Below are 19,844 nucleotides of genomic sequence, written 5' to 3'. Positions count from 1 at the left end.
AAGCATGACCCCCAAACAAGCCCACCTACAGGCAGATAGCCCCTCAGCAGGGCTCCCGCTGATCGCCATCTTCACTCTTGCTTCCCTAACCGCCGTAGGTCCTCTGGCTATCGACATGTACCTGGCAGCCCTACCGACCATTGCAGAAGAATTTTCTAGCAGTGCAGCGCTGACCCAGTTCACCTTAACTTCTTTCATGCTGGGCATGGGTAGTGGCCAGTTTTTGGTGGGCCCGCTCTCAGACAAAACAGGCAGATTACTGCCTCTGCGCATCGGTGTTTTCTGCTGTGCGCTAGCTACCCTTGCCTGCGCCTTCGCGCCCACTATTCAGGCCCTGATTTTAGCCAGGTTCTTCATGGGGTTCGCAGGTTCTATCGGCCTGGTACTTTCACGAGCTATCGTCACCGATAGCACCAGGGGCAAAGAAACAGCTCGCCTGATGAGCATTATGATGATGATTAACGGCCTAGCCCCGGTGCTAGCACCCATCCTCGGGGGAATAGTTCTTAGCTACGGTAGTTGGCAAGATATTTTTAAGCTCCTAGCTCTGATCATCACCCTGTCCATGATCCTGGTTCTTACCTTTATCAAGGAATCCCTGCCCCTAGAACGCCGACGTCGCGGCAGCCTAGCCTCCACCTACAGGGGCGTGATTGAAGTAGCCCAAAATCCCTCTTACCGGGGCTTTATGCTGACTATGGTCCTAGCCTTCGGCGCGCTCTTTGCCTATATTTCTGGCTCCTCCTACCTGCTACAAAAGGTGCTAGGGCTAGATGCGGTTCATTTCACCTACGTCTTTGGTTTTAACTCTCTGGGTATTGTTCTGGTCTCTAGCCTTAATGCCCGCCTGGTGAGCCATTTTGCCCCGGTTAGGTTGCTGACCTGGGGTGCCTGGTCTCTGCTTGCCTCCTCAGCCTTACTTACGGTGCACTTTTTAGCGGGAGCCTCACTGCTACCGACCCTGATTCTGCTCTTTACTTTTACCAGCTCCCTGGGCTTAGTCCTGGGTAACGCTTCGGCTCTAGCGCTCAGCCAAGTCCGGCAAGAAGCTGGTGCAGGGTCCGCTCTACTGGGAACAACTCAGGCCCTCATGGGTGCTTTAGCGTCTCCGCTCGTAGCCCTAGGCGGTAGCCAGGCTTACCTGCCCATGGCTGTGACCATGTTCGGCTTCGCGCTGTTGGCGGTTCTGGCTCTGATGAGAACACCCCGGGAAGCTAAGAACTAGGTTCTCCTTCCCCGGAGTGCCGCGCTCTCTAGTATTGGACGCTGTCGGTTAGCCTGCCAAGTAACCCATCAACTCATCAGTCAGGGCAGAATCCAGCGCTAAGGGCGTACCGTTCAGGTGGGTCACCGGCGCCAGCAGACGCACCGAGGAAGCCAGCCACACAGCATCCGCTTCGAGCAGGTCTTGGGGGTAAAGAGGGCCATAACCCAGCTCCCAGCCAGCTTGACGGGCCCCCTTAAAAATTGCCCCCTGGGTAGTACCGGGTAGGATGCCGTGGGCAGGCTCAGGGGTATAGAGCACCCGCTGGTCACCGCTTCGCTTGGCAACAATGACAGAGGAGGTAGCGCCCTCCAAGATACGGCGGTCATCGGTCACCCAGATAGCATCATCTGCACCGTGCTTACCCACATAGCGCAAGACCGACATGTTCACAGCATAGGAGAGGGTCTTAGCCCCAGCTAGAAGCCAGGGGTAGGCAGAGTCCTCGGCGGGGTCGTGGCCGCGCGGTAGCAACATGGCCCGCACGCCCTCCTGGCGCTGGCGAACAATGGTAGGTGAGGAGGGGGCTACTGTCACCCAGGTATGAGCCCCCTCTTCCGGGGTTCCCCGCGAAATAATGATTTTGACGGTGTGCTCTTCGCCCAGTACCGTCTGGGGGCCGGCAAGAGCAGAATCAACGGCCAGTTGCACGGCAGAGCGCAGTTTCTCTTCCTCCGGCAGAGGCAAATCAAGGATTCGGGCTGATCCGGTCAAACGGCTCAGATGGGCCTCGAACTTACGCACCTTGCGGTTGGCAGCCAGCATGGTTTCAAAGACACCGTCGCCGCGGGTGAGGCCCTGGTCTTCAATATTAATCAGCGGTGTGGAGGCATCAACCAGCTCCCCTGCGGGGTTCTGCTGGGTCAGCATTACTACGGTTGTATGAGTCATAGTCTTAAGCCTACTCCTGACCAGGCCCCCAGTAAGAGCGAGATAGCTGGCTTACTGCCAGACCCAGGTCAGGTTCCCGGTGTAAGCGGCCAAAAGATAGCCGCAGACCAATAGCCCAAGGGTACCCAGGGCGAACCAGAGGTCTGCCCACCGGTAGCTGGGCACGCGCGCCCAGGTGCGGGGTCCCGGGCCAAAGCCACGCGCCTCCATAGTGGTCGCTAACCGGCTCCCGCGCCGGATGGCCTGCACCAGCAGAGCGAAGGTCTGCCCGCCCAGGGTGCGAGCGCGAAGCCAGAGCGTATCTTGGGACCCCAAACCTCTAGCCCTTCTAGCCTGCCCCAGGGTATTCCATTCGGCCATCATCAACCCCACCAGCCGCAGGGCTGCCAGGGCACCGAGCACGAACCTGGCCGGTAGCTTGAGACTCTGGGCTAGGGAGTCTGCAATATCGGTCGGGTCGGTGGTTGCTATGAGGAAAATGCCGGGCAGTAGCATAGCTAGCCCGCGAAGCATCAGGGCTATGCCTACCGCCGCTGATCCGGTGCTCACCCAGAGAGGGCCAAAGTGCAGCAGGGTGCTGCCGGTTTTTTCTGCTAGCAGGGAGGTGGACCAGCCCGAGAGCAGGGCGCCAAAGAGCACGGGCCAAAAGCGACCCAAGAGTGCCAGGGGGCTAAGTCCCAGCAATCGCAGGGCCAGTAGCTCTAGACAGAGCACCGTCAAGGAGGTAACCCAGTCCTGAGTTAAAAGTAGCCCCAGGGTCAGGGCGAAGGTCGCCCCCAGTTTGACTCCGGCGTTGATTCTACCGAGGGCGCCTTGCCGCTCAGCGGTGGCGGCGAAGGGATCATAGGCCACGGTTTCCCCCTCCTTCTAGGCTGTAGGTATCCCCGCCCAGGGCGGCAACATAGTCGGCATCGTGAGTGATAGAGATGACTGCCGTACCTGCTTGGATCAGCTCTCGGATGAGGGTGACCAGTTCCTTCCAGGTTAGAGCGTCCTGGCCGAAAGTGGGCTCATCCAGTACCAGGATTTTAGGCTGGGTCGCTAGCGCGGTAGCCACCGAGAGCCTGCGCTTTTCACCACCGGAGAGCGTGAAGGGGTTGGCCTCTTGCAGGTGGGTAAGCCTCAAGCGTTCTAGGAGCTGGTCGGTAGCCTGGGCTAGGGAGGCTTCATCGAGGCTTTGCTTGCGGGCCCGTGCCAGGTGGCGGGGGCCAAACTCCAGTTCAGCTCTAACAGTGGGTGCGATGAACTGTTGCTCTGGGTCTTGGAAGACCAACCCAATTCGATCGGCCAGTTCAGCTGCTGGCCAGCTGGCTATGTCCGACCGATAGCGCTCAGCCAGATCACCGGTCAGGTGGGGGTGGGCAATGACCTGCCCGGCCACCGGGTAGAGCAGGCCGGTCAGGGTCAAAGCCAGGGTTGATTTGCCACAACCGTTGGGGCCTAGCAGGGCTAAGTGACTGCCAGCGTAGAGCTGAAGGTTGATACCCTCAGCAACTACAGGTAGGTCTAGGGTAGGTTTTTGACCCGATGCCAGGGCACGAGCGCGGTGCTTGAGCTGGCGACGGCTGGGGTAGGCGCGAGTAAGGGTCAAGTCACGGGCTTCTAGCACAAGTGGACCCAGCGCAGGGCTGTCCTTTGTGGGTGCCGGTGGGTGCGGCTGGTAGCCTGGCACCCAGACACCAGCATCAATGAGTTCCTGGCCTGCCTGGCTGAGCACGCGTTCAGGTGGACCATCGTGGCTGATACCGCCCTTGGCGCCGAGCACTATGATCCGGTCCATGTGCCGAGCCCAGATATCCAGGCGGTGTTCGATAACAACAAGGGTTGAGCCTGTCTCTTGGCAGGCTGCCACCACAGCGTCTCGAACCTCTATGACACCTGCGGGGTCCAGGTTGGCGGTTGGCTCATCGAGCAGCAGGGCGCCTGGGTTCATGGCTAGGATGCCGGCTAACCCCAGCCGTTGCTTCTGCCCGCCGGAAAGGGCCGATGTTGACCGGCTGTAGTCTAGGTGGCCTAAACCCACGGCCTTGAGGGCGCTTTTAACCCGCTCCCAGATCTGGGTGCGGGGGACGGACAGATTCTCGGGGCCAAAAGCAACGTCATCACCAACCCTCGCTAGGACCACGGAGCTTTCCGGGTCCTGTTGCATGAGCCCGCAGGTCCCGCGTGATTGGGCGGGAGTAAGGCCGTTAACGGACAGCTCCCCCAACTGGGATTGGCCGTCTTCGTCTTCTAGCAGGCCACCTAAGGCCTGGAGCAGGGTGGTTTTACCAGCACCGGAGGGGCCCACCAGGAGCACCTTCTGACCGGGTTCAATCTCGAAGGTCAAGTTAGAGAAAGTGGGCTTGGGCCGCCCCGGGTAGTGCCACCCGAACTCCCGGGCCCGGAAGTGGGCCCCCCGGCCTCTTGACTCTGGGCCGGGGGACGCAAGCTGATGATCTTCTGCGGTCAACGCCCTAGCCCTTTGAGCTGGCTGGTCCGCCCCGGCGGGAAGGCCTGCGAGCGGCCCGCCCTGCTGCCAGGGAATCTAGCGCGCCGGTTGAGACCAGACCGCGCACCAGCAACCAGGAGACCAGACCGGCCAGAACCAGGCCCGAGATCATAGAGCACAGAACATAGATGACTGCTTTTTGACCCACCATCTCACCGGCATAGTAAATGATGATTTCTGAGATCCCCATAGCGGCACCTGAGGCTAAACCGGCCAGCATGGCGGTGGCGAGGTTCCAGACCTTGTAGAAGAAGATCAGGAATATCAGCTCAGCACCCAGGCCCTGAACTAGGCCAGAGATTACTACAGTGAAGTTGTAGTGGGTGCCCAAGAGGGCCTCGATGACTGCCGCCAGAATCTCGGTGTAAAGGGCTGCACCGGGTTTGCGGATGACCAGGGCCCCCAGCAGACCCGCAAGTAGCCAGACACCCCCGGCTAAGGGGGAGTATTCAGGGGCCAGGGCTAGGGTGGTAGTGATGGCGGAGTAGCCAAAATTTGACCAGAGCCAGAAGATCAGGGCGCAAGCTACGGCCAGCACCGATGCTACGACGATATCGTTGACGCGCCAGGTGAGCGCGGATTTCTTGGACATAAAGCCTTCCTTTGGTGAGAACAGCAAAGGGGGCATGCACCGGCGCACCTGGGTACGCCTATTTACTTCGACTCCCTAGCGCCGGTACTAACCGGATCAGGTTGGAGGGTCTGCATGTGCACTCTCAGCGCCAGTCTGGCGCTCCCCTGTCGTTTATGGTTACCCGCCGGCATAGAGCGGGGTCCCAAGCATGGAACCCTTCCAGTATAGAGCAAGCCGGGATACCCACGAAAAATGAACAGTTATCCAGGCTGCGGGACTTCCCTAGTGTCTTTGTGCATAAGCTACAGCAATCATGAGGTGGCTCATGATCCACCCATCGACGGTAAGGAAGGTGAACTGCCGCGCCCTCCACATTCCACTACAGCGGCTGAATAAAGGCCCCCAGCACAACACTGGTTACTATCCATTCATTCCAGGCATTGTGAAAAAATAAGACCGAAACTGGGAGTTTCTATTTTTATAATCAGACTCGTGTCTATAAAAACTACTCTTTAAATACTCTAGGGCTAGCAATTATCTTGCCTATCACACCAAGGGGTAGTTCCTGGAAGGTACCTCCTATTCTTAGCGACAAGTCTATAAACGGCCTCCATGCAGGAACCCAGCAAGGGAAAATCATAGATTCTTGAGAACAGCGACAGGCCGGTAATTCTATCTAAAAACTTCATAAAACCCCTTGCCCCAGTAAAATACTGACGGTTCTTTATGTAAACAATAGACTTACTAAAATCACACGCATATTCTTGCTCGCTAGATTTTTCAAACACCTGGTAAGGAATAAAATCCACCAGCTTATTTCTGTCTAGTTTAATAAGATAATCAACGGTTTTCGTACAAAAACCACAATTTCCATCAAAGATAAACAATTCTTTCATCTAAAAACCTCCATCTTGTTTATCAGCCTAGGCCATACATCCATAAAATACAGGGCATGGCCCCACCAGGAGCACCGTGAGGATTTCCCCCCCCCCCCCCTTGCCCGAACACCTACCTAAGCCCCTGATAAGCTCTTCAGTCATCAGGAGCAGACCGCGCTCACTTTGCCTGCCCTATACCCCAACCCTAGCGGGCAACTCACACCCTAACAATAAGTACTGATAGTCTTAGGGCAAGGGGCCATCCGGCCCGCCACACCAACAGAAGGGATCCCTCATGAACCCCCTCACAAAAATTGCAGGCTCGGCCGCCTCTCTAGGCGGTATCGCCCTGGCCAACAAGGTACTAGCCGCTAGCTGGGTTCGCATCACCGGCAACGAACCGCCAGAAAACAACCCCAATGAGGAAGAACGATGGCGCGACATCATCCTCTGGTCACTGATCACCGGCCTGGTAGGCACCCTCATCAAGGTATCCATCACCCGTGCCCAGCACAAGATTGAGACCAAGTCAAAGCTCAAAAACGGCGGGCAGGCAGAAGTCTAAGGCTGACCAGCTCAACTTTTTATCCGCCTTCTTAAACCGGCTCTGCGCCCGCAGGGCCGGCTTTTTTACGCCACCATCCACAGAAAACACTGTTGCACCTGGTGAGGCAAGTATCATAGACCCATGACTTCACCACACACCGGTAGCTTAGAAGCCAAGCCCCCAGCCCCCAGCTCCACCGTCTTCGCCTGGACCCTCTGGGACGTTGGGAACGCCAGTTTCAACGCGATTATGACCACCTTCGTCTTCGCGGTCTACCTCACCAGCAATACCGGCTTTGGCGATAAGGAACACAGCTCCGCTGTCCTCTCTTACGGCCTAACTATCGCTGGATTCTGTATTGCTCTTTTGGCACCGGTTTCGGGCCAGCGAGCCGACGCCAGTGGCCGACGAGCCCTGTGGCTAGGCGTCAACAGTATGCTCCTGGCGGCAATTATGGCCCTCTGCTTCTTCGTCGCACCCGCTCCCCAATATCTCTTACTGGGCGTTGCTTTACTTTCCTTAGGTAACCTGGTCAACGAGTTTGCGGTGGTCAACTACAACGCCATCCTGCCAGCAATTTCTACTAAAGCAACCATCGGCAAAATTAGTGGCTCAGGATGGGCCGCAGGCTATATCGGTGGCATTGTTGCCCTGGGCATCGTACTCCTAGGTTTCGTCACCCCCGGCCTGCTGGGCATCCCCACAGACCAGGCCTACAACATTCGTGCCGTAGCGCTCTTCTCAGCGGCCTGGGCACTTATCTTCTCCCTACCGCTCATGCTCAAAGCCCGTTCACTGCCCAAACCCGAACGCGCACCCCAGGAAAAGGCAAGTCTTCTCGACTCCTACAAGGAGCTCTTTGCCACGGTCAAGAAGCTCCGCAAGGAAGCACCCACCACCCTCTACTTCCTGGTCTCCTCAGCGGTCTTCCGTGACGGCCTCAACGGCATCTTTACCTTCGGTGGTGTCCTGGCAGCAGGCTCCTTCGGATTTAGCACTAACCAGGTCATTATCTTCGCGATTTTCGGCAACATTGTCGCCGGTGCTGGCGCTATGCTCGGTGGCTACCTCGATGACGCTCTCGGCCCCAAACGGGTCATCATTTTCTCTCTGAGCGCTCTCATCGCTGTCTCCCTCCCCCTGCTCATCTGGCCCTCCACCACCATGTTCTGGGTCTGCGGGCTCACCCTCTGTGCCTTCGTAGGACCCGCCCAGTCAGCCGCCCGCTCCTACCTGGGCAGGCTCACCGAGGAAGGCAAAGAAGGCGAGATTTACGGCCTCTACTCCACCACCGGACGCGCCGCCAGCTTCCTGGCACCGGGTCTCTTCGGGCTCTGCGTGACCCTGACCGGCAACCAGCTCTGGGGCATTTTAGGTATCACCCTCGTCCTCTTTGTAGGCCTGCTTCTGATCATCCCCATCAAAGATCCCAAAGTCAGAAAATCAGCCAGCTCAGCTAACAGCTAGGACCAGGCAAGGTAAGCTCACAACAGCGCCGGAGCTAGCCCCCCCCCCCAGAAGAACAAGCCCCGGCTACTTTAGGCCCTAGACAGCCTGAGATACCGATTCCGGTATAGTGCCCAAAAAATTCAACCGACCAGCTCAATAATTCCAGCACCCACCAGGTGCTCAAGAGCCCTATCAAACTCAGGGCGAGGCACCGGGCCATACAGCGTCACCATCACAGCGTGTAAATCATCGGCGCTCAAGGGGTGCGCCAAGGCCTCCCAGATATCCCACCCAATCAGAGATGTCCGGGTGAGCTTGCCCTGAGAAGCCACCAAAAAATCCTCCCCCGTTTCAAGCCCACTCGTGCCCGGTGCACGCCGGTAGCAGACCCCAGAAACCGAATTCACCTCAGCCTGCCCGGTTTCTACAAAGGTGTATTCAGCCTGATGCGAAGCCAAATCCAGCTCACCGGCAAGCAGATCCTGAAAGAAAACCAAAGTATCAGTAATCTCACTGTAGGTTAGCCGAATAGCGCCACCCACCGAATTCACCAGATCCGCAAACTGCGCCAACCCCTGCGGCATTCTCTGAACACCAGACGACTGCTCCACCAGAGTAAAGAGCGCCTCAGCCAGAGGCACCCGCTCCCAAGACAGGGCCGCCTTACCCGCTTTATCCCGATCCAGAATCACCAAGTAACCAAGCCTAAAATCCTGGTCCGGCTCAGCCACCGTCAAACCGCGCTCAGCGGGGTCATACTGCTTCTTAGCCTGCCCCACCTCCTCAATAACCGACAGCGGCTTAGGGTAAGGGCTAACCCGCAAAGTACCGACATCAATAACCGCTGTCTCATCACTCAAATAGGTAAAATGGCGCCCCAAAAAGCGTGCGGCGGTCGTCTTACCTGTCCCTGATGCCGCCACCAGAGCCACCGTCTGCCCGGTCTTAGGGCTAGCCAAGGCAGCAGCATGAAGCAAATGCTTACGCCCCGCATAAGCTTTGAGCAGGTGCATCGTGACCTGCACAGTCAGCGTTTCAGCGGCCCAGGCAAGATTGCGCGAATTAATAACACTCACCTCTAGAGCCCTCGCATAATCCGCCTGAACCTCACTATCCGATCGAGGACTCAAGACCACCAGACGGATACCATCAATGACCTGGGCGATACCGTCCTCAATCTGCTCAGGCTCCAGAGAAGCCCAGGCCTCACACGCACCGTCCCAGAGCTGAGGGTTAGGATCCTCAAAGCAAATCAAGACCGGAACACCGGCAGGACGAATCAGCAAACCGCGCATATAAAACCTCCGCTAGCTCTGGTCAGGGGCAAGAGGAATAGTAGTGCGGTGAAAGTTCATATAACTCCGTGAAGCCGTAGGCCCACGCTGCCCCTGATACCGGTTCCCATAAGCGCCCGAACCGTAAGCATGCTCAGTGGGGCTAGTCAGCTTAAAGAAACACAGCTGGCCCACCTTAGAACCAGGCCAGAGCATAATCGGCAGGGTAGCCATATTTGACAGTTCAAGGGTCACATGCCCCGAAAAACCAGGGTCAATAAAACCCGCCGTAGAGTGAGTCAAAAGGCCCAGACGCCCCAGGGACGACTTACCCTCCAAACGGGCCGCCACGTCATCGGGCAGGGTAACCTTCTCGTAGGTTGCGCCCAGCACAAACTCGCCGGGGTGCAAAACGAAAGGTTCGTCGGGGGCAACCTCTACCAGTCGGGTCAAGTCTTCTTGAGGTTGGCTAGGGTCAATATAGGGGTACTTATGGTTATCAAAAAGCCTGAAAAAACGGTCAATACGAACATCAACCGAGGCAGGTTGAATCATTGACTCATCGTAAGGTTCAAGGGCTATACGCCCCGCCTGAATTTCTTTGCGGATATCCTGATCAGAAAATAGCACACTTCCAAAATACCGCACACAGGTGCTCAATGAGCTCTCCAACAAGGTACAGGTATCGAAAGGTTGCGTGAGGCCACCGGGCCACCAGGCCACCAGGCCACCGGGCCACCGGGTAGGCATGGTGCCTGCCAACCTCCCTTAACGCCAGCCCCGGGCCAGTTGGCAGGCACCATACCCACCCTCCCTTCAAAGCTAACCCCGAGCCAGTAGGCAGACACCATACCCACCCTCCCCTTCAAAGCCAGCCCCAAGCCACTTGGTAAACATGATGCTCACTAAACTGCCCTCAGGTGGCGAGCCCCACCCTTTTACCGGGGCGCTCCTGCGCGTAGGCTAAAAGTAAACGATTTCCTCCCTTAAGGCAGGCTATGAACCCCCTTGTGCTCTGCACCCTCACCATCATTGTGACCCTGGCCGTCAGCGGCTACGCCAAGGTCAAAGAACCAACCAGCACAGTCACCGCGATCGTAAACCTCAAGCTGAACAGATTCCTCCCCGTCAAGCTTGTTGCCCGGGTACTTCCCTGGGCTGAGCTGGCCCTCGCGGTGGCCCTCCTGGTGCTCCCCGGCACCTTCCAAATCCTTGCCGCCCTAGCTTCCCTTGCATTCTTCGCAAGCTACTGGGCAGTTATCGCCCGTGCCCTGGTACAAGGCAACACCGCAAGCTGTAACTGCTTCGGCGGTGCCTCAACCGCCCCCACCTCAGTCTTTACTCTCATTCGGAACACCGCTCTCTTCTTGGCCTCAGCGGGTGCGCTCATCGGTGCCCTCAACACCGGTGGCTCTGCTATTACCCAGCTGCTCGCTCTAGATTCAGCTGGTTGGCTCTGGCTCATTGGTGCCTTTTTAGCTTCACTCACCCTATGGTCCATCAACCGGGCCGAAAGCCTGAAAACACCCCCTAGCCAGCAGCTAGAGCAAGCACCCCCGGCGGCTGCCGCTCAGGCAGAGGACGACTATATCCGCACTCCCATCCCCTACTCCGCTCTCTACTACCCCGCGGAGGATCCCACCTCTTCTAGAGACGGCACCGGCCAGCAAACCAGCCTCCGTGACCTGGCACTAGCTCAGGCCCGCATCATCATCTGGGTCTCCCCCGGCTGCGGACACTGCCACAAGGTGGTGAACAAGCTCGCAGGTTGGCAGGAGCAAATCCCAATGATTGCTCTTCACCCGGTAGTTGCTAGCGGCAAGGACGTCAGCGCATTTGCCATGGCGCCCCATATCCAGGTCCTCATTGACCCCGGCTTTATGACCCGCAAACTGTTCGGTCAGGGAACCCCCGGCGCCCTAGCGCTGGGCATGGACGGTCTTCTAGCCGGCGGACCTGTCACCGGGGGTGACAATGTCATCACCTTTGTCGAAGACATCATTACCGAAGTCACCCAGGACTACCCCAACCATGTCCAAGACAGTTCCTCTACTCCTGACGGTACCCGCCAAGCTTAAGCGCGTCCCCTCATCCCTTCATGGGGTAGATCAGATTGAAAAGGCCGGTCTAGCTCATCAACCGAGCTAGACCGGCTTCTGCTCAAATAGCCTGTGACCCTTGCCCAATTTAGAGGATACTGAACTGCTGTAGAGTCTCCTCTGGTAGGAAAGCCGCCACCGCCAAGGCAATCAGGAAGGCTAAAGAGATAGCGCCGAGTACCGTGGACTTCCAGCCGGGGTGAAGCTCATTGAAGGTTACAAGCCCGGGGTGCTGGGTTTTCATCTGGGTTACGTTAATAACCTTGTATACAGTGGTTTGCGGTGAGATAGCTGTAGCAATGGCGCGCATAGTCTTGGCGTCCCAGATACGCCCATCAAGACGGAAAATCCGTTTCTGCTTCGAATTAAGAGCCCACAGGGCTGGGGCCCCTTTGAACCGTAAAGCAGCGATACCCTTTAGTTCTTTACCCGATGCTTGTTTGGGGGTAAGGCGCTCAGCCAGAACGGTATGTTCGATGTCGGCAAGGGGAACAGTTTCCCAGCCCACGAGTTTGCCCCGCAAGATATGGCTATTGGTTTTGACAATAATCTGGGGTCGTAAAACGGAATAGATAGCGCAAATAGCTCCCAGGGCAATAAACACCAGTATGACCATCACGATAGGGGTGGGGCGTTTAGTCAGCATGAACCAGATGCAGGCTAAGGCAAGGACGGTGCTGGGGACACCGGCGATAAGCCTGCGATGGTAGGAGTGGATACGAGGGTGGTAGATAGCCCTTACTTGGCCGTATTTCTCGGGTACTTGGTGCACGTGTTCTGCCATGGCTCTACTCTATCGACATAGTCGTGCCTCTCCGGGTACAACCCGGCGTGAGCTACATTTAAAGGGTGCATTTTCGTTCTTCTGTTGATCGTGTCCTTGCCTACTGGGTAATGGGGGTTGCTCTTGCTATCCTCCTAGCGCTCGGCTCTCTCGCTCTCATTAACCGGCTGGTGTACGGCCCCGAGGGGCAGGTTCGTGCCTATTTTGCGGCTTTGCGGGAGGGGGACGGCGCCAAGGCACTCGGCATCTTGGGGGTTGAAGCACCCGATGCTGGAGCGGCTGTGCTCGACGGCAAGGGGCTTAAGGCGGCAGTTGATTCTCTGCACAATGTTGATTTGACCACCCTAGAAATTACCGATGGAGGGCAGAAGGCCACGGTTCGGGCCTCTTATACTCTGGACGGTCAGGAGGCCAGCACAGATTTTTCTCTGCACAAGGTGGGCTCCCACTGGGGTGTATTCGATAGCTGGAACATAGATCTGGAAGAGCTACCCACGGTTAAGGTGGAGTCTCCCATGGTGCAGGCGGCAACCCTCAATAATGTGAAAGTAGCTATTGCCGACGGCGATGAGGACTTTGGTGCTTTCTTTCCAGGGCTTTACACCGTGACCTATGAGTCAGCTCTGTTCTCTGCAAGTTCTGACCGGGTGGCACTCACCTCAGCCGAGGGTGAGCCGACACTGAAGGTGGCTTTGGAGCCCTCCGATGCGGCTAAAGCCTCAGTTCAGCAGCAGGTGCGGACCTACCTTGATAGCTGTGCCACCCAGAATTCGCTCTACCCTGCCGGGTGCCCTTTTGAGTATGACTTCACGGGCCGGGTCAGCGGGAACGTGACCTGGACGATTAAGGAGTACCCGGAGCCAGCAGTGAGCCTCGATGGCAATAGGTGGAAGCTCGGTCCGGGTAAGGGAATCGCTGAGATTTCGTTTACACAGCTTGATCTCTACACCGGTAAGACTAAGCAGGTCACGGATCAGGTTCCTTTCAAGCTTTCAGGAAGGCTAACTACTTCTGACCAGACCATTACCTTTACACCGGCTACGTAACTTATTGGCTTTTACGGAGCTCATCTCACTGTCTGCCCTCCTAGGAGGGCAGACAGTTTTCTATGGGTTTTAACTGTGGGATGTGTGCCTTGCTCATGCCGTGTTCGCCAACTAGCTCGGGGCTGGCGTTTAGGGGTATTGACGAACGAGTGACTGGCCTTGCTCATGCGGTGTTCGCCAACTGGCTCGGGGCTGGCGTTTAGGGGTGTTGACGAACACCGTATGAGCAGAGGCAATAAGCCCCCTAATTAACCCCGCGCAGATCAAGCACCAGGTCTGATTCATCTCCCGGGTCGCCGGTCACAACTACAGGTAGCCCCCAGTCCTGCTGGTAGAGATGGCAGGCCGCGTGATCCGGAATCTCACCCCCAGGTTCCCCATCACAGGCAGCCGCGCGGGCGGTAATGTGTAGGACCGCTTCGGTAATTTCTGGGTTGAGGCGCAGGGTGCGGGTGAGCCCCTGGGCGGTACCAGCTCCCTCCAGGATGAAATTTTCGGGGGTGGACGAAATCTTGAGCTGGGTGGGGTCGCCCCAGCGGGTGTCGAGTTTCTGCCCGGTGGGTGCGCTGAAGCGGGCGGTGAGGTTGAGGGTGCCTCCGGTGAGACGGGTAGAGTTGCGGGTGACCTGAGCGGTGCCTTCGTCCACGTGTTGTATGGCTTCAGGGATGCTGATGCGCACGAGCTGGTGGGCGTTGGCTTCTACTGCGATGAGGCGGGAGCCGCCGTCATGGGTCTGTTCTACGATCAGGTCGGAGGGTTCTGCCAGGCCGCGTGCCAGGGTTCCTAGCTCCCCGCTGGCAGGGTCAAAGCGGCGGATTGCGCCATTGTAGGTGTCGGCAATGGCGATGGAGCCGTCGGCTAGTTCGGTCAGGCCCAGGCAGTGTTGCAAGCGGGCTTGGGGGTGGGGTCCATCGACGAAGCCGAAGTCGAAGAGGCCGATGCCGATTGCGGTGCTGACGGTGGCTTCTGCGCCATTGAAAGTGATGTGGCGTAGGGCGCTGGTTTCTGAGTCGGCAACCCAGATGGAGCCGTCAGCGCTTTCGATGATGCCGGAGGATTGGGCGAACCAGGAGTCTGCGGCGGCACCGTCTTTGAGGCCTTCGGCACCGGTTCCGGCGAAGACGTCGAGTTGGCCGGTTTCGGGGTTGTAGCTAAAGATTTGGTGGGTTCCGGCCATGGCGATGAGGAAGGCTCTGGCGGTGCGGGAATAGACCAGGTCCCAGGGGGATGAGAGGGCCACGGTGAGGGGGTCGGCGCCGGTGGCAATGTAGTTGGGGTCTTGGCGAGCGCTTTGGCCATCGATCAGGCGTTGAGTTCCGCTTCCGGCCAGGGTGGTGACTTCTCCGGTAGCTAGCTGGAGGCCGCGGATACGGTGATTGACGGAGTCTGCGATAAGTACGTCAGCGGCAAGTTCTTGGCGCAGGTGTTTGGGGACGAGGGCTAGACCTTGAGGCTCGTTGAAGCGGGCGGTGGCGGCGTTACCGTCTGCGTAGCCTTTTTCGGTGCCGCCGAAGGTGGCCAGGGGGGTTTCGAGGTCTGCTCCTAGGTGGACGAGCCGGTGGTGGGCGGTGTCGGTGACCAGGTAGGTGCCATCGACTCCTGCGAGGTCGGCGGGCAGGGCCAGGGCTTTGCCGGGGAAGGCGAAGGTGCCTTGGGCTTTGGGGCGGGGAACGTAGGGTCCGTCGCCGCGGTGGAGGGTGCCCTGCACTTCGTGGGTTTGGACGAGTTCTTCGACCAGGGAGGTGAGCCCTTGGACGTGGCCTTCGCCGGAGAGGTGGGCGATGATGTAGCCTTCGGGGTCGATGACGACCAGGGTGGGCCAGGCCCGGGCGGTGTAGGCGGCCCAGGTCTCGAGGTTGGGGTCATCGAGGACGGGGTGGGTGATGTCGTAGCGGTCGACGGCGGCGGCGAGCGCCTGAGGGTCTGCTTCGTGTTCGAATTTGGGCGAGTGGACGCCAATGGTGACGAGCACGTCGGAGTATTTTTCTTCGAGGGGGCGTAGTTCATCGAGTACGTGCAGGCAGTTCATGCAGCAGAAGGTCCAGAAGTCCAGGATGACGATTTTGCCCCGGAGTTTTTCGAGAGAGAGTTCTTGGTCACCGGTGTTGAGCCAGCCTCTACCGACAAGTTCTGAGGCACGGACTTTGCTCTGGCGTGCGGCTGCATGATCTGCCATGGGTGTACCTTTCGTGTGTGCCCTGTGGGCGTTCGGTTTGTTCTGTACCAGCCTATCCAAGGAGCTGGGTGGCGGTTATTTGTTGCGCTCTGTGTAGTGGGAGCCGGTTATAGAACTCAACTGTGCGTAATAGTTGCGTAACAGCTAGGATTGTCTGCGGTTGCTACCGTTGGTGGGGCCTGACCACGGGGGAAGTTTTTCCGTATGCCGATGGTTATGTTTGGGGTGCGTGCCGGTTGGTGCGCTTTTACGCTAAAGAAGGTTCATGTGAGCTCTCCGCATCAAGCTGGTTCTTTACCCCCGGCTTCTCAGAAGCTGGCGAGGTCCTTGCGGCCGCGTCACCTGTCGATGATTGCCCTGGGCGGGGCGATTGGGGCTGGTTTGTTGGTGGCTTCGAGTACGGCCATTGTGACTGCTGGTCCGGCGGTTATTTTGACCTATCTTTTGGCTGGTGGTGTGCTGGTTTTGGTCATGCGGATGCTGGGTGAGATGTCGGCCCGGACTCCTGAGACGGGGTCGTTTTCAGTGTATGCGCGACGTTTTATTGGCCCGTGGGCTGGTTTTTCTGTGGGTTGGCTGTACTGGTGGTTTTGGTCGGTGACGGTGGCGATTGAGGCTACGGCGGCGGCTCAGATTGTGACGGCGTGGCTGCCTGCTTTGCCCCAATGGTTGCTTGCGCTGGTGTTTGTGCTGGCTTTTATGGGGTTGAATCTGCTGTCGGTGCGTTCTTACGGTGAGGCTGAGTTCTGGTTTTCGTCCATTAAGGTGGGAGCTATCGCCGTCATTATTGTGGTGGGGGTTCTTGCCCTGCTGGGGATTATTCCCAGTTCCACAGCTTCTTGGGGTAATTACTCGGCTTCTGGTGGGTTCTTCCCTCACGGTGGGGGTGCCGTGTTTGCGGCCCTGCTGGCGGTTATTTTTTCGATGTTTGGGGCTGAGATTGCCACGGTGGCGGCCGGGGAGTCGAGTAACCCAGCGGTTGCGGTGACTAAGGCTGTGCGTTCGGTGATGTTCCGGGTCCTCTTCTTCTATGTGGGGTCTGTGGCGGTTACCCTGCTGGTGATTCCGTGGACGGCTGTGACAGGTGGTGTTTCGCCTTTCGTGACCATGTTTGAGCTGCTGGGTATTCCCTGGGCTGGTTTGGTCATGAATGTTGTGGTGTTGACTGCCTTGTTGTCTTGTTTGAACGCTAGCCTGTATGCGGCGTCCCGCATGGTCTTTGCTTTGGCGGAACAGGGCGATGCTCCGGCAACCTTCTCCCAGGTATCGAGCACCAGGGCCCCGCAGAACGCTATTGTGCTCTCTTCTCTCATTGGGTTGGCCTCGGTTCTGCTCAACTATTTCATGCCGGATCAGGTCTTTGCGCTGCTGGTGAATTCAACCGGTGGGGTAGGCATTTTTGTGTGGTTGATTGTGGCTGTCTCCCACCTGCGGAGCCGCCGTTTGCTCCCTGCCCGGAGTGAGCAAAGTGCTCTGTACTCCCCCGGCTGGCCCTGGGTCAACTACCTGCTGATTTCGGCCCTGGTGGCCCTGCTAATTTATATGGGGGTTACGGAGGCGCACAGGCTAGAGGTGCTTATTTCGCTGGCTGTGGCGCTGACTCTGTCGCTGATTGGTTTTCGGGTGCATACGGGTGGCCCAGAGAGCGGTATAAAATAGCCAGATTTTTTGGGGACAAATAGTGGGGACAAAAACCCAGGCGTACGGAGGATACTGGGGAGTAACCCCTGGTCGGTAGAAGCACCTTGTCCCCATATATGGTGGGACGTCCAGGCTTTTGACAGAGAACCCCCATGTCACCTGCATACCTACTGGCTATAGTGATGGTAAAGCAGACCTGCGGTTGGTCTTCCCACTCTCTACCGCCGGTAGCTCTTCCCACCTGTCCCTGCTGTTTGGAGGCTCCCCATGACTCAACAGACCGACTCTTGCCCCTCATCTGCCCTATACCAAAAAATTGCCAGAATTTCTGCCCGCTTGGAGCAGGTCACCCCGCAGTTCGATGGGGCTGTTTCTGTTATTTCTCCTGCTCACCGCGCTGAAAGTGATGAGCAGAGCGCCAAGCCCTGGGGCAAGGCATCCTAGGTTTGATGAGCTATCACCAGCTCATATTGGCGTGGGGCAGGTCTTGTTGAAGACCTGCCCCACTTTTTTTGCCTAATGCTGGCGGGAGTCCTCATCAGCGAGCTTGGCTAGCATGTCGTTGTAGGCATTGAGCTCCGCGTTGCCGTCGCGGTCGGCTTGACGATCCACACGGCGCTGGACTTTCTTGTCGTTCATTGACCATTGGACAGCCACCGATACGGCAATCACCATGGTTGGTATTTCGCCAATTGCCCACATGAGTGAGCCACCTAGCTGTTGGTCCTCGATAGCCGATAGACCCCAGGGCCGCCCTAGGTTCCCGAACCAGGAGGCTTGAAGGAGGGTATCCATTTGCATGATGGCGATCCCTACAAAGGCGTGGTAACCCAGGGTCGCGATGATCAGCAGAAGTCGCATGAGGTGGGCTGGGCGGTAGGGGATGGGGTCGATCCCGATGAGCACCAGGCTAAAGATGTAGCCGGTAATCAGGAAGTGAATCAGCATAAATTCGTGGCCTACATGGTAGCGGAGCATGACCCCGAAGAGCGGGGTAAAGTAGACAACCACAATGGAGCCAGCAAAATTCACCGCCGCGAAGATGGGGTGGGTGATGACCTTTGACCAGCCGGAGTGAACCAGTCGCAGGATCCATTCGCGGGGGCCGCGGGTGCCGTCCTGCCGTGGCTCTAGAGCGCGCAGGAGCAGGGTAATGGGGGCTCCGAGCACCAGGAAGATAGGGCAGACCATGGTCAGGAACATGTGCTCAACCATGTGTGCTGAGAAAAGTACACGGGCGTAGACCGTCAGGGCACCAGAGGTGATGTAGAGCAGGATAAAAAGCCCGAAGAACCAGGATAGGGTACGCCCGATGGGCCATTTACCGCCCACACGGCGAACTTTGAGCAGTGCCCATAGGTAGGAAAAACCTGCGCAACAGATGAAAGCGACCCAGAACCAGTCAAAGCGCCACTGGGTGAACCACTCGGCTACATGGGGTTCGGGGGGCATGTCGTAGAGGGTGATGATGCGGACCGGTTCCGCACCGGTGGGCAGGGTTTCTGGGGCAGGTGGCGGGGTACGTGAGAGGGAAACGGCTAGGCCGCTGGTGATGCCCATGAGTACCAGCTCGCACAGGATGGCTGACCAGATGCCGCGTGCCGCCCCCAGGTTTCCTGCCTGCATCTGGGGTATTAGGCGCAGGCGGTGGATAGCGCCCAAGGCACCCAGTACCAGGGTCAGGGTGAGCTTGGCTAGTACCAAGGCACCGTAGGTGGTAGTGAAAAGTTCACCTAGGTGGTTGAGCCGTACCAGGGCGTTCACCATACCGGAGAGTAAAACCAGAATAAAGCCAAAGAGCGCAAGAGTTGAATAACGGCGTAGAACAGCAAGGGCCAGTGGTGCCCTGCGTGAGGTGGCGGTTTCTTGCCCGCGTTTGGTTTCTACCAGGGTGCCGCTACCGGCGTCCTTTGCTGAAATGGTGCGGCAGATGTAGGCCAGGGTGATGAGCCCGCCGCACCAGAGCACCACGCCGAGTAGGTGAAGTCCCAGAGAGTTCACAGCTCCCATGTGGTCATCACCGCCAGAAGAGTGACCGCCCAGGGCCATGGTGACAATTCCTATCAGGGAAAGGCCAAAGGTTAGGAGTAGGCCGGTCAGGGACCGCACAGCAAAAACCAGGGTAGCGACGACTGCCGCAACCACAATCATGGTGGCCTTTTCTTTACCCGAGTCGATGGTGGTCATGAAGCTGATTAGCTCGGAGGTGTAGTCTGTACTCCCTGAGGGGGCACGGCCCGAGATATCTGCATAGCTAAAAATCAGTACCGCGATAGCGGTCAGGGTCCAGGTAACCGAGGCTGCTGAGGCCAGGTTCATGATCGCGATGAAGGCCGGGTGCTCTGGACGGTGCAGGTTCTTTTCACGCTGGCGGGCAGTAGATGCATGGGCCATATTGACGTTGACCCGCCCCCGCGCAGAGTCGAGGAACCGAGGAACCAGCCCCAGAGCAAACAGCAGGGCGCCCATGGTCGTGGCCATAGCAAAGTTTTGAACTGTCTCAGCTACGGGTAGGCCCCAGCGCACTACCGGGCCGGCATCGGCCAGGTCGGTGCCGGTGTTAATACCGGTCACCGTCATGCTAATCACCAGGGCCACGAGGGCTACAACGGGGAAAGCCCAAATCAAGTTTCCGGCAAGCCCCTCCCCTGTGCCTGCCGGTCGAATCCGGCCTGTGGTCGGTGAGCTGTCGGATCCCCGCGATTCCTTGCCTGTCTTCTGCGCTGTCAT

The 19,844-nt window shown here is 57.8% G+C and carries 17 protein-coding genes and 1 riboswitch; of the genes, 7 read left to right on the top strand and 10 right to left on the bottom strand.

From position 1 onward, the window contains the following. The first annotated feature begins 4 nt into the window (after window positions 1-4). Window positions 5-1,225, top strand: coding sequence for a multidrug effflux MFS transporter (locus ACN085_RS08335; protein ID WP_419099968.1), 1,221 nt, complete (start codon window positions 5-7; stop codon window positions 1,223-1,225). 48 nt (window positions 1,226-1,273) lie between these two features. Here the strand turns inward: ACN085_RS08335 and ACN085_RS08330 are convergent, their stop codons facing one another. The 5 genes from ACN085_RS08330 to ACN085_RS08310 all read right to left on the bottom strand — a co-directional run bounded on the left by ACN085_RS08330 (window position 1,274) and on the right by ACN085_RS08310 (window position 6,116). Further along, complete coding sequence (locus tag ACN085_RS08330; protein ID WP_419099969.1) at window positions 1,274-2,155, bottom strand: aminotransferase class IV; 882 nt, start codon at window positions 2,153-2,155, stop codon at window positions 1,274-1,276. A 51-nt stretch (window positions 2,156-2,206) separates the two neighbouring features. Further along, window positions 2,207-3,007 (bottom strand): energy-coupling factor transporter transmembrane component T family protein, encoded by an 801-nt coding sequence (locus ACN085_RS08325; protein ID WP_419099970.1) that lies wholly within the window; start codon window positions 3,005-3,007, stop codon window positions 2,207-2,209. Next, entirely contained in the window at window positions 2,997-4,607 is a 1,611-nt protein-coding gene (locus tag ACN085_RS08320) for an ABC transporter ATP-binding protein (RefSeq protein WP_419111223.1), read from the bottom strand. Before ACN085_RS08320 ends, ACN085_RS08325 begins: the two co-directional genes overlap by 11 nt. Window positions 4,608-4,611: 4 nt before the next feature. Further along, on the bottom strand, window positions 4,612-5,238 hold the full coding sequence (locus ACN085_RS08315; RefSeq protein WP_419104348.1) for an ECF transporter S component: 627 nt from the start codon (window positions 5,236-5,238) through the stop codon (window positions 4,612-4,614). A gap of 55 nt (window positions 5,239-5,293) precedes the next feature. Then, window positions 5,294-5,396: riboswitch (TPP riboswitch) on the bottom strand. 351 nt (window positions 5,397-5,747) lie between these two features. Then, window positions 5,748-6,116 (bottom strand): thiol-disulfide oxidoreductase DCC family protein, encoded by a 369-nt coding sequence (locus tag ACN085_RS08310; RefSeq protein ID WP_419111222.1) that lies wholly within the window; start codon window positions 6,114-6,116, stop codon window positions 5,748-5,750. Between the two features lie 277 nt (window positions 6,117-6,393). On the opposite strand from ACN085_RS08310, the gene ACN085_RS08305 reads away from it, so the two are divergent. Then, window positions 6,394-6,663 (top strand): DUF4235 domain-containing protein, encoded by a 270-nt coding sequence (locus tag ACN085_RS08305; RefSeq protein ID WP_419099974.1) that lies wholly within the window; start codon window positions 6,394-6,396, stop codon window positions 6,661-6,663. A 123-nt stretch (window positions 6,664-6,786) separates the two neighbouring features. Beyond that, the gene (locus ACN085_RS08300; RefSeq protein WP_419111221.1) at window positions 6,787-8,112 is read left to right on the top strand and encodes an MFS transporter; all 1,326 of its coding nucleotides are present in this window, start codon (window positions 6,787-6,789) and stop codon (window positions 8,110-8,112) included. A 122-nt stretch (window positions 8,113-8,234) separates the two neighbouring features. On the opposite strand, the gene ACN085_RS08295 is transcribed toward ACN085_RS08300, so the two are convergent. Together ACN085_RS08295 and dcd are read right to left on the bottom strand one after the other, a co-directional pair. After that, window positions 8,235-9,389 (bottom strand): hypothetical protein, encoded by a 1,155-nt coding sequence (locus ACN085_RS08295; RefSeq protein ID WP_419111220.1) that lies wholly within the window; start codon window positions 9,387-9,389, stop codon window positions 8,235-8,237. Window positions 9,390-9,401: 12 nt separating this feature from the next. Beyond that, window positions 9,402-9,998, bottom strand: a complete 597-nt coding sequence (gene dcd / locus ACN085_RS08290) for a dCTP deaminase (protein ID WP_419099977.1) — start codon at window positions 9,996-9,998, stop codon at window positions 9,402-9,404. Between the two features lie 368 nt (window positions 9,999-10,366). Here dcd and ACN085_RS08285 point away from each other — a divergent pair, with 368 nt between their 5' ends. Then, window positions 10,367-11,446: a MauE/DoxX family redox-associated membrane protein gene (locus ACN085_RS08285; RefSeq protein ID WP_419111219.1), complete on the top strand. Its 1,080-nt coding sequence runs from the start codon at window positions 10,367-10,369 to the stop codon at window positions 11,444-11,446. 109 nt (window positions 11,447-11,555) lie between these two features. Here the strand turns inward: ACN085_RS08285 and ACN085_RS08280 are convergent, their stop codons facing one another. Next, a complete protein-coding gene (locus ACN085_RS08280; protein ID WP_419099979.1) occupies window positions 11,556-12,251 on the bottom strand; it encodes a hypothetical protein in 696 nt (231 codons plus the stop codon). Window positions 12,252-12,316: 65 nt separating this feature from the next. On the opposite strand from ACN085_RS08280, the gene ACN085_RS08275 reads away from it, so the two are divergent. Then, window positions 12,317-13,297 carry a hypothetical protein gene (locus tag ACN085_RS08275; RefSeq protein WP_419099980.1) on the top strand — a complete coding sequence of 327 codons (981 nt, stop codon included), beginning with the start codon at window positions 12,317-12,319 and terminating at the stop codon, window positions 13,295-13,297. Between the two features lie 244 nt (window positions 13,298-13,541). Here the strand turns inward: ACN085_RS08275 and ACN085_RS08270 are convergent, their stop codons facing one another. Next, window positions 13,542-15,473 carry an NHL domain-containing thioredoxin family protein gene (locus ACN085_RS08270; RefSeq protein WP_419111218.1) on the bottom strand — a complete coding sequence of 644 codons (1,932 nt, stop codon included), beginning with the start codon at window positions 15,471-15,473 and terminating at the stop codon, window positions 13,542-13,544. A gap of 267 nt (window positions 15,474-15,740) precedes the next feature. Here ACN085_RS08270 and ACN085_RS08265 point away from each other — a divergent pair, with 267 nt between their 5' ends. Together ACN085_RS08265 and ACN085_RS08260 are read left to right on the top strand one after the other, a co-directional pair. Next, on the top strand, window positions 15,741-17,132 hold the full coding sequence (locus ACN085_RS08265; RefSeq protein WP_419111217.1) for an amino acid permease: 1,392 nt from the start codon (window positions 15,741-15,743) through the stop codon (window positions 17,130-17,132). Window positions 17,133-17,381: 249 nt separating this feature from the next. After that, entirely contained in the window at window positions 17,382-17,558 is a 177-nt protein-coding gene (locus ACN085_RS08260) for a hypothetical protein (RefSeq protein WP_419099983.1), read from the top strand. Between the two features lie 72 nt (window positions 17,559-17,630). Here ACN085_RS08260 and ACN085_RS08255 read toward each other — a convergent pair whose 3' ends face one another. Continuing rightward, window positions 17,631-19,844 carry a cytochrome c oxidase assembly protein gene (locus tag ACN085_RS08255; protein ID WP_419111216.1) on the bottom strand — a complete coding sequence of 738 codons (2,214 nt, stop codon included), beginning with the start codon at window positions 19,842-19,844 and terminating at the stop codon, window positions 17,631-17,633.

The sequence above is a fragment of the Rothia sp. P4278 genome (genome assembly GCF_048512945.1).
GTDB lineage: Bacteria > Actinomycetota > Actinomycetes > Actinomycetales > Micrococcaceae > Rothia.
Note: the sequence above shows the minus strand (reverse complement) of the source record. Positions and strands in the feature narration are given on the sequence as shown.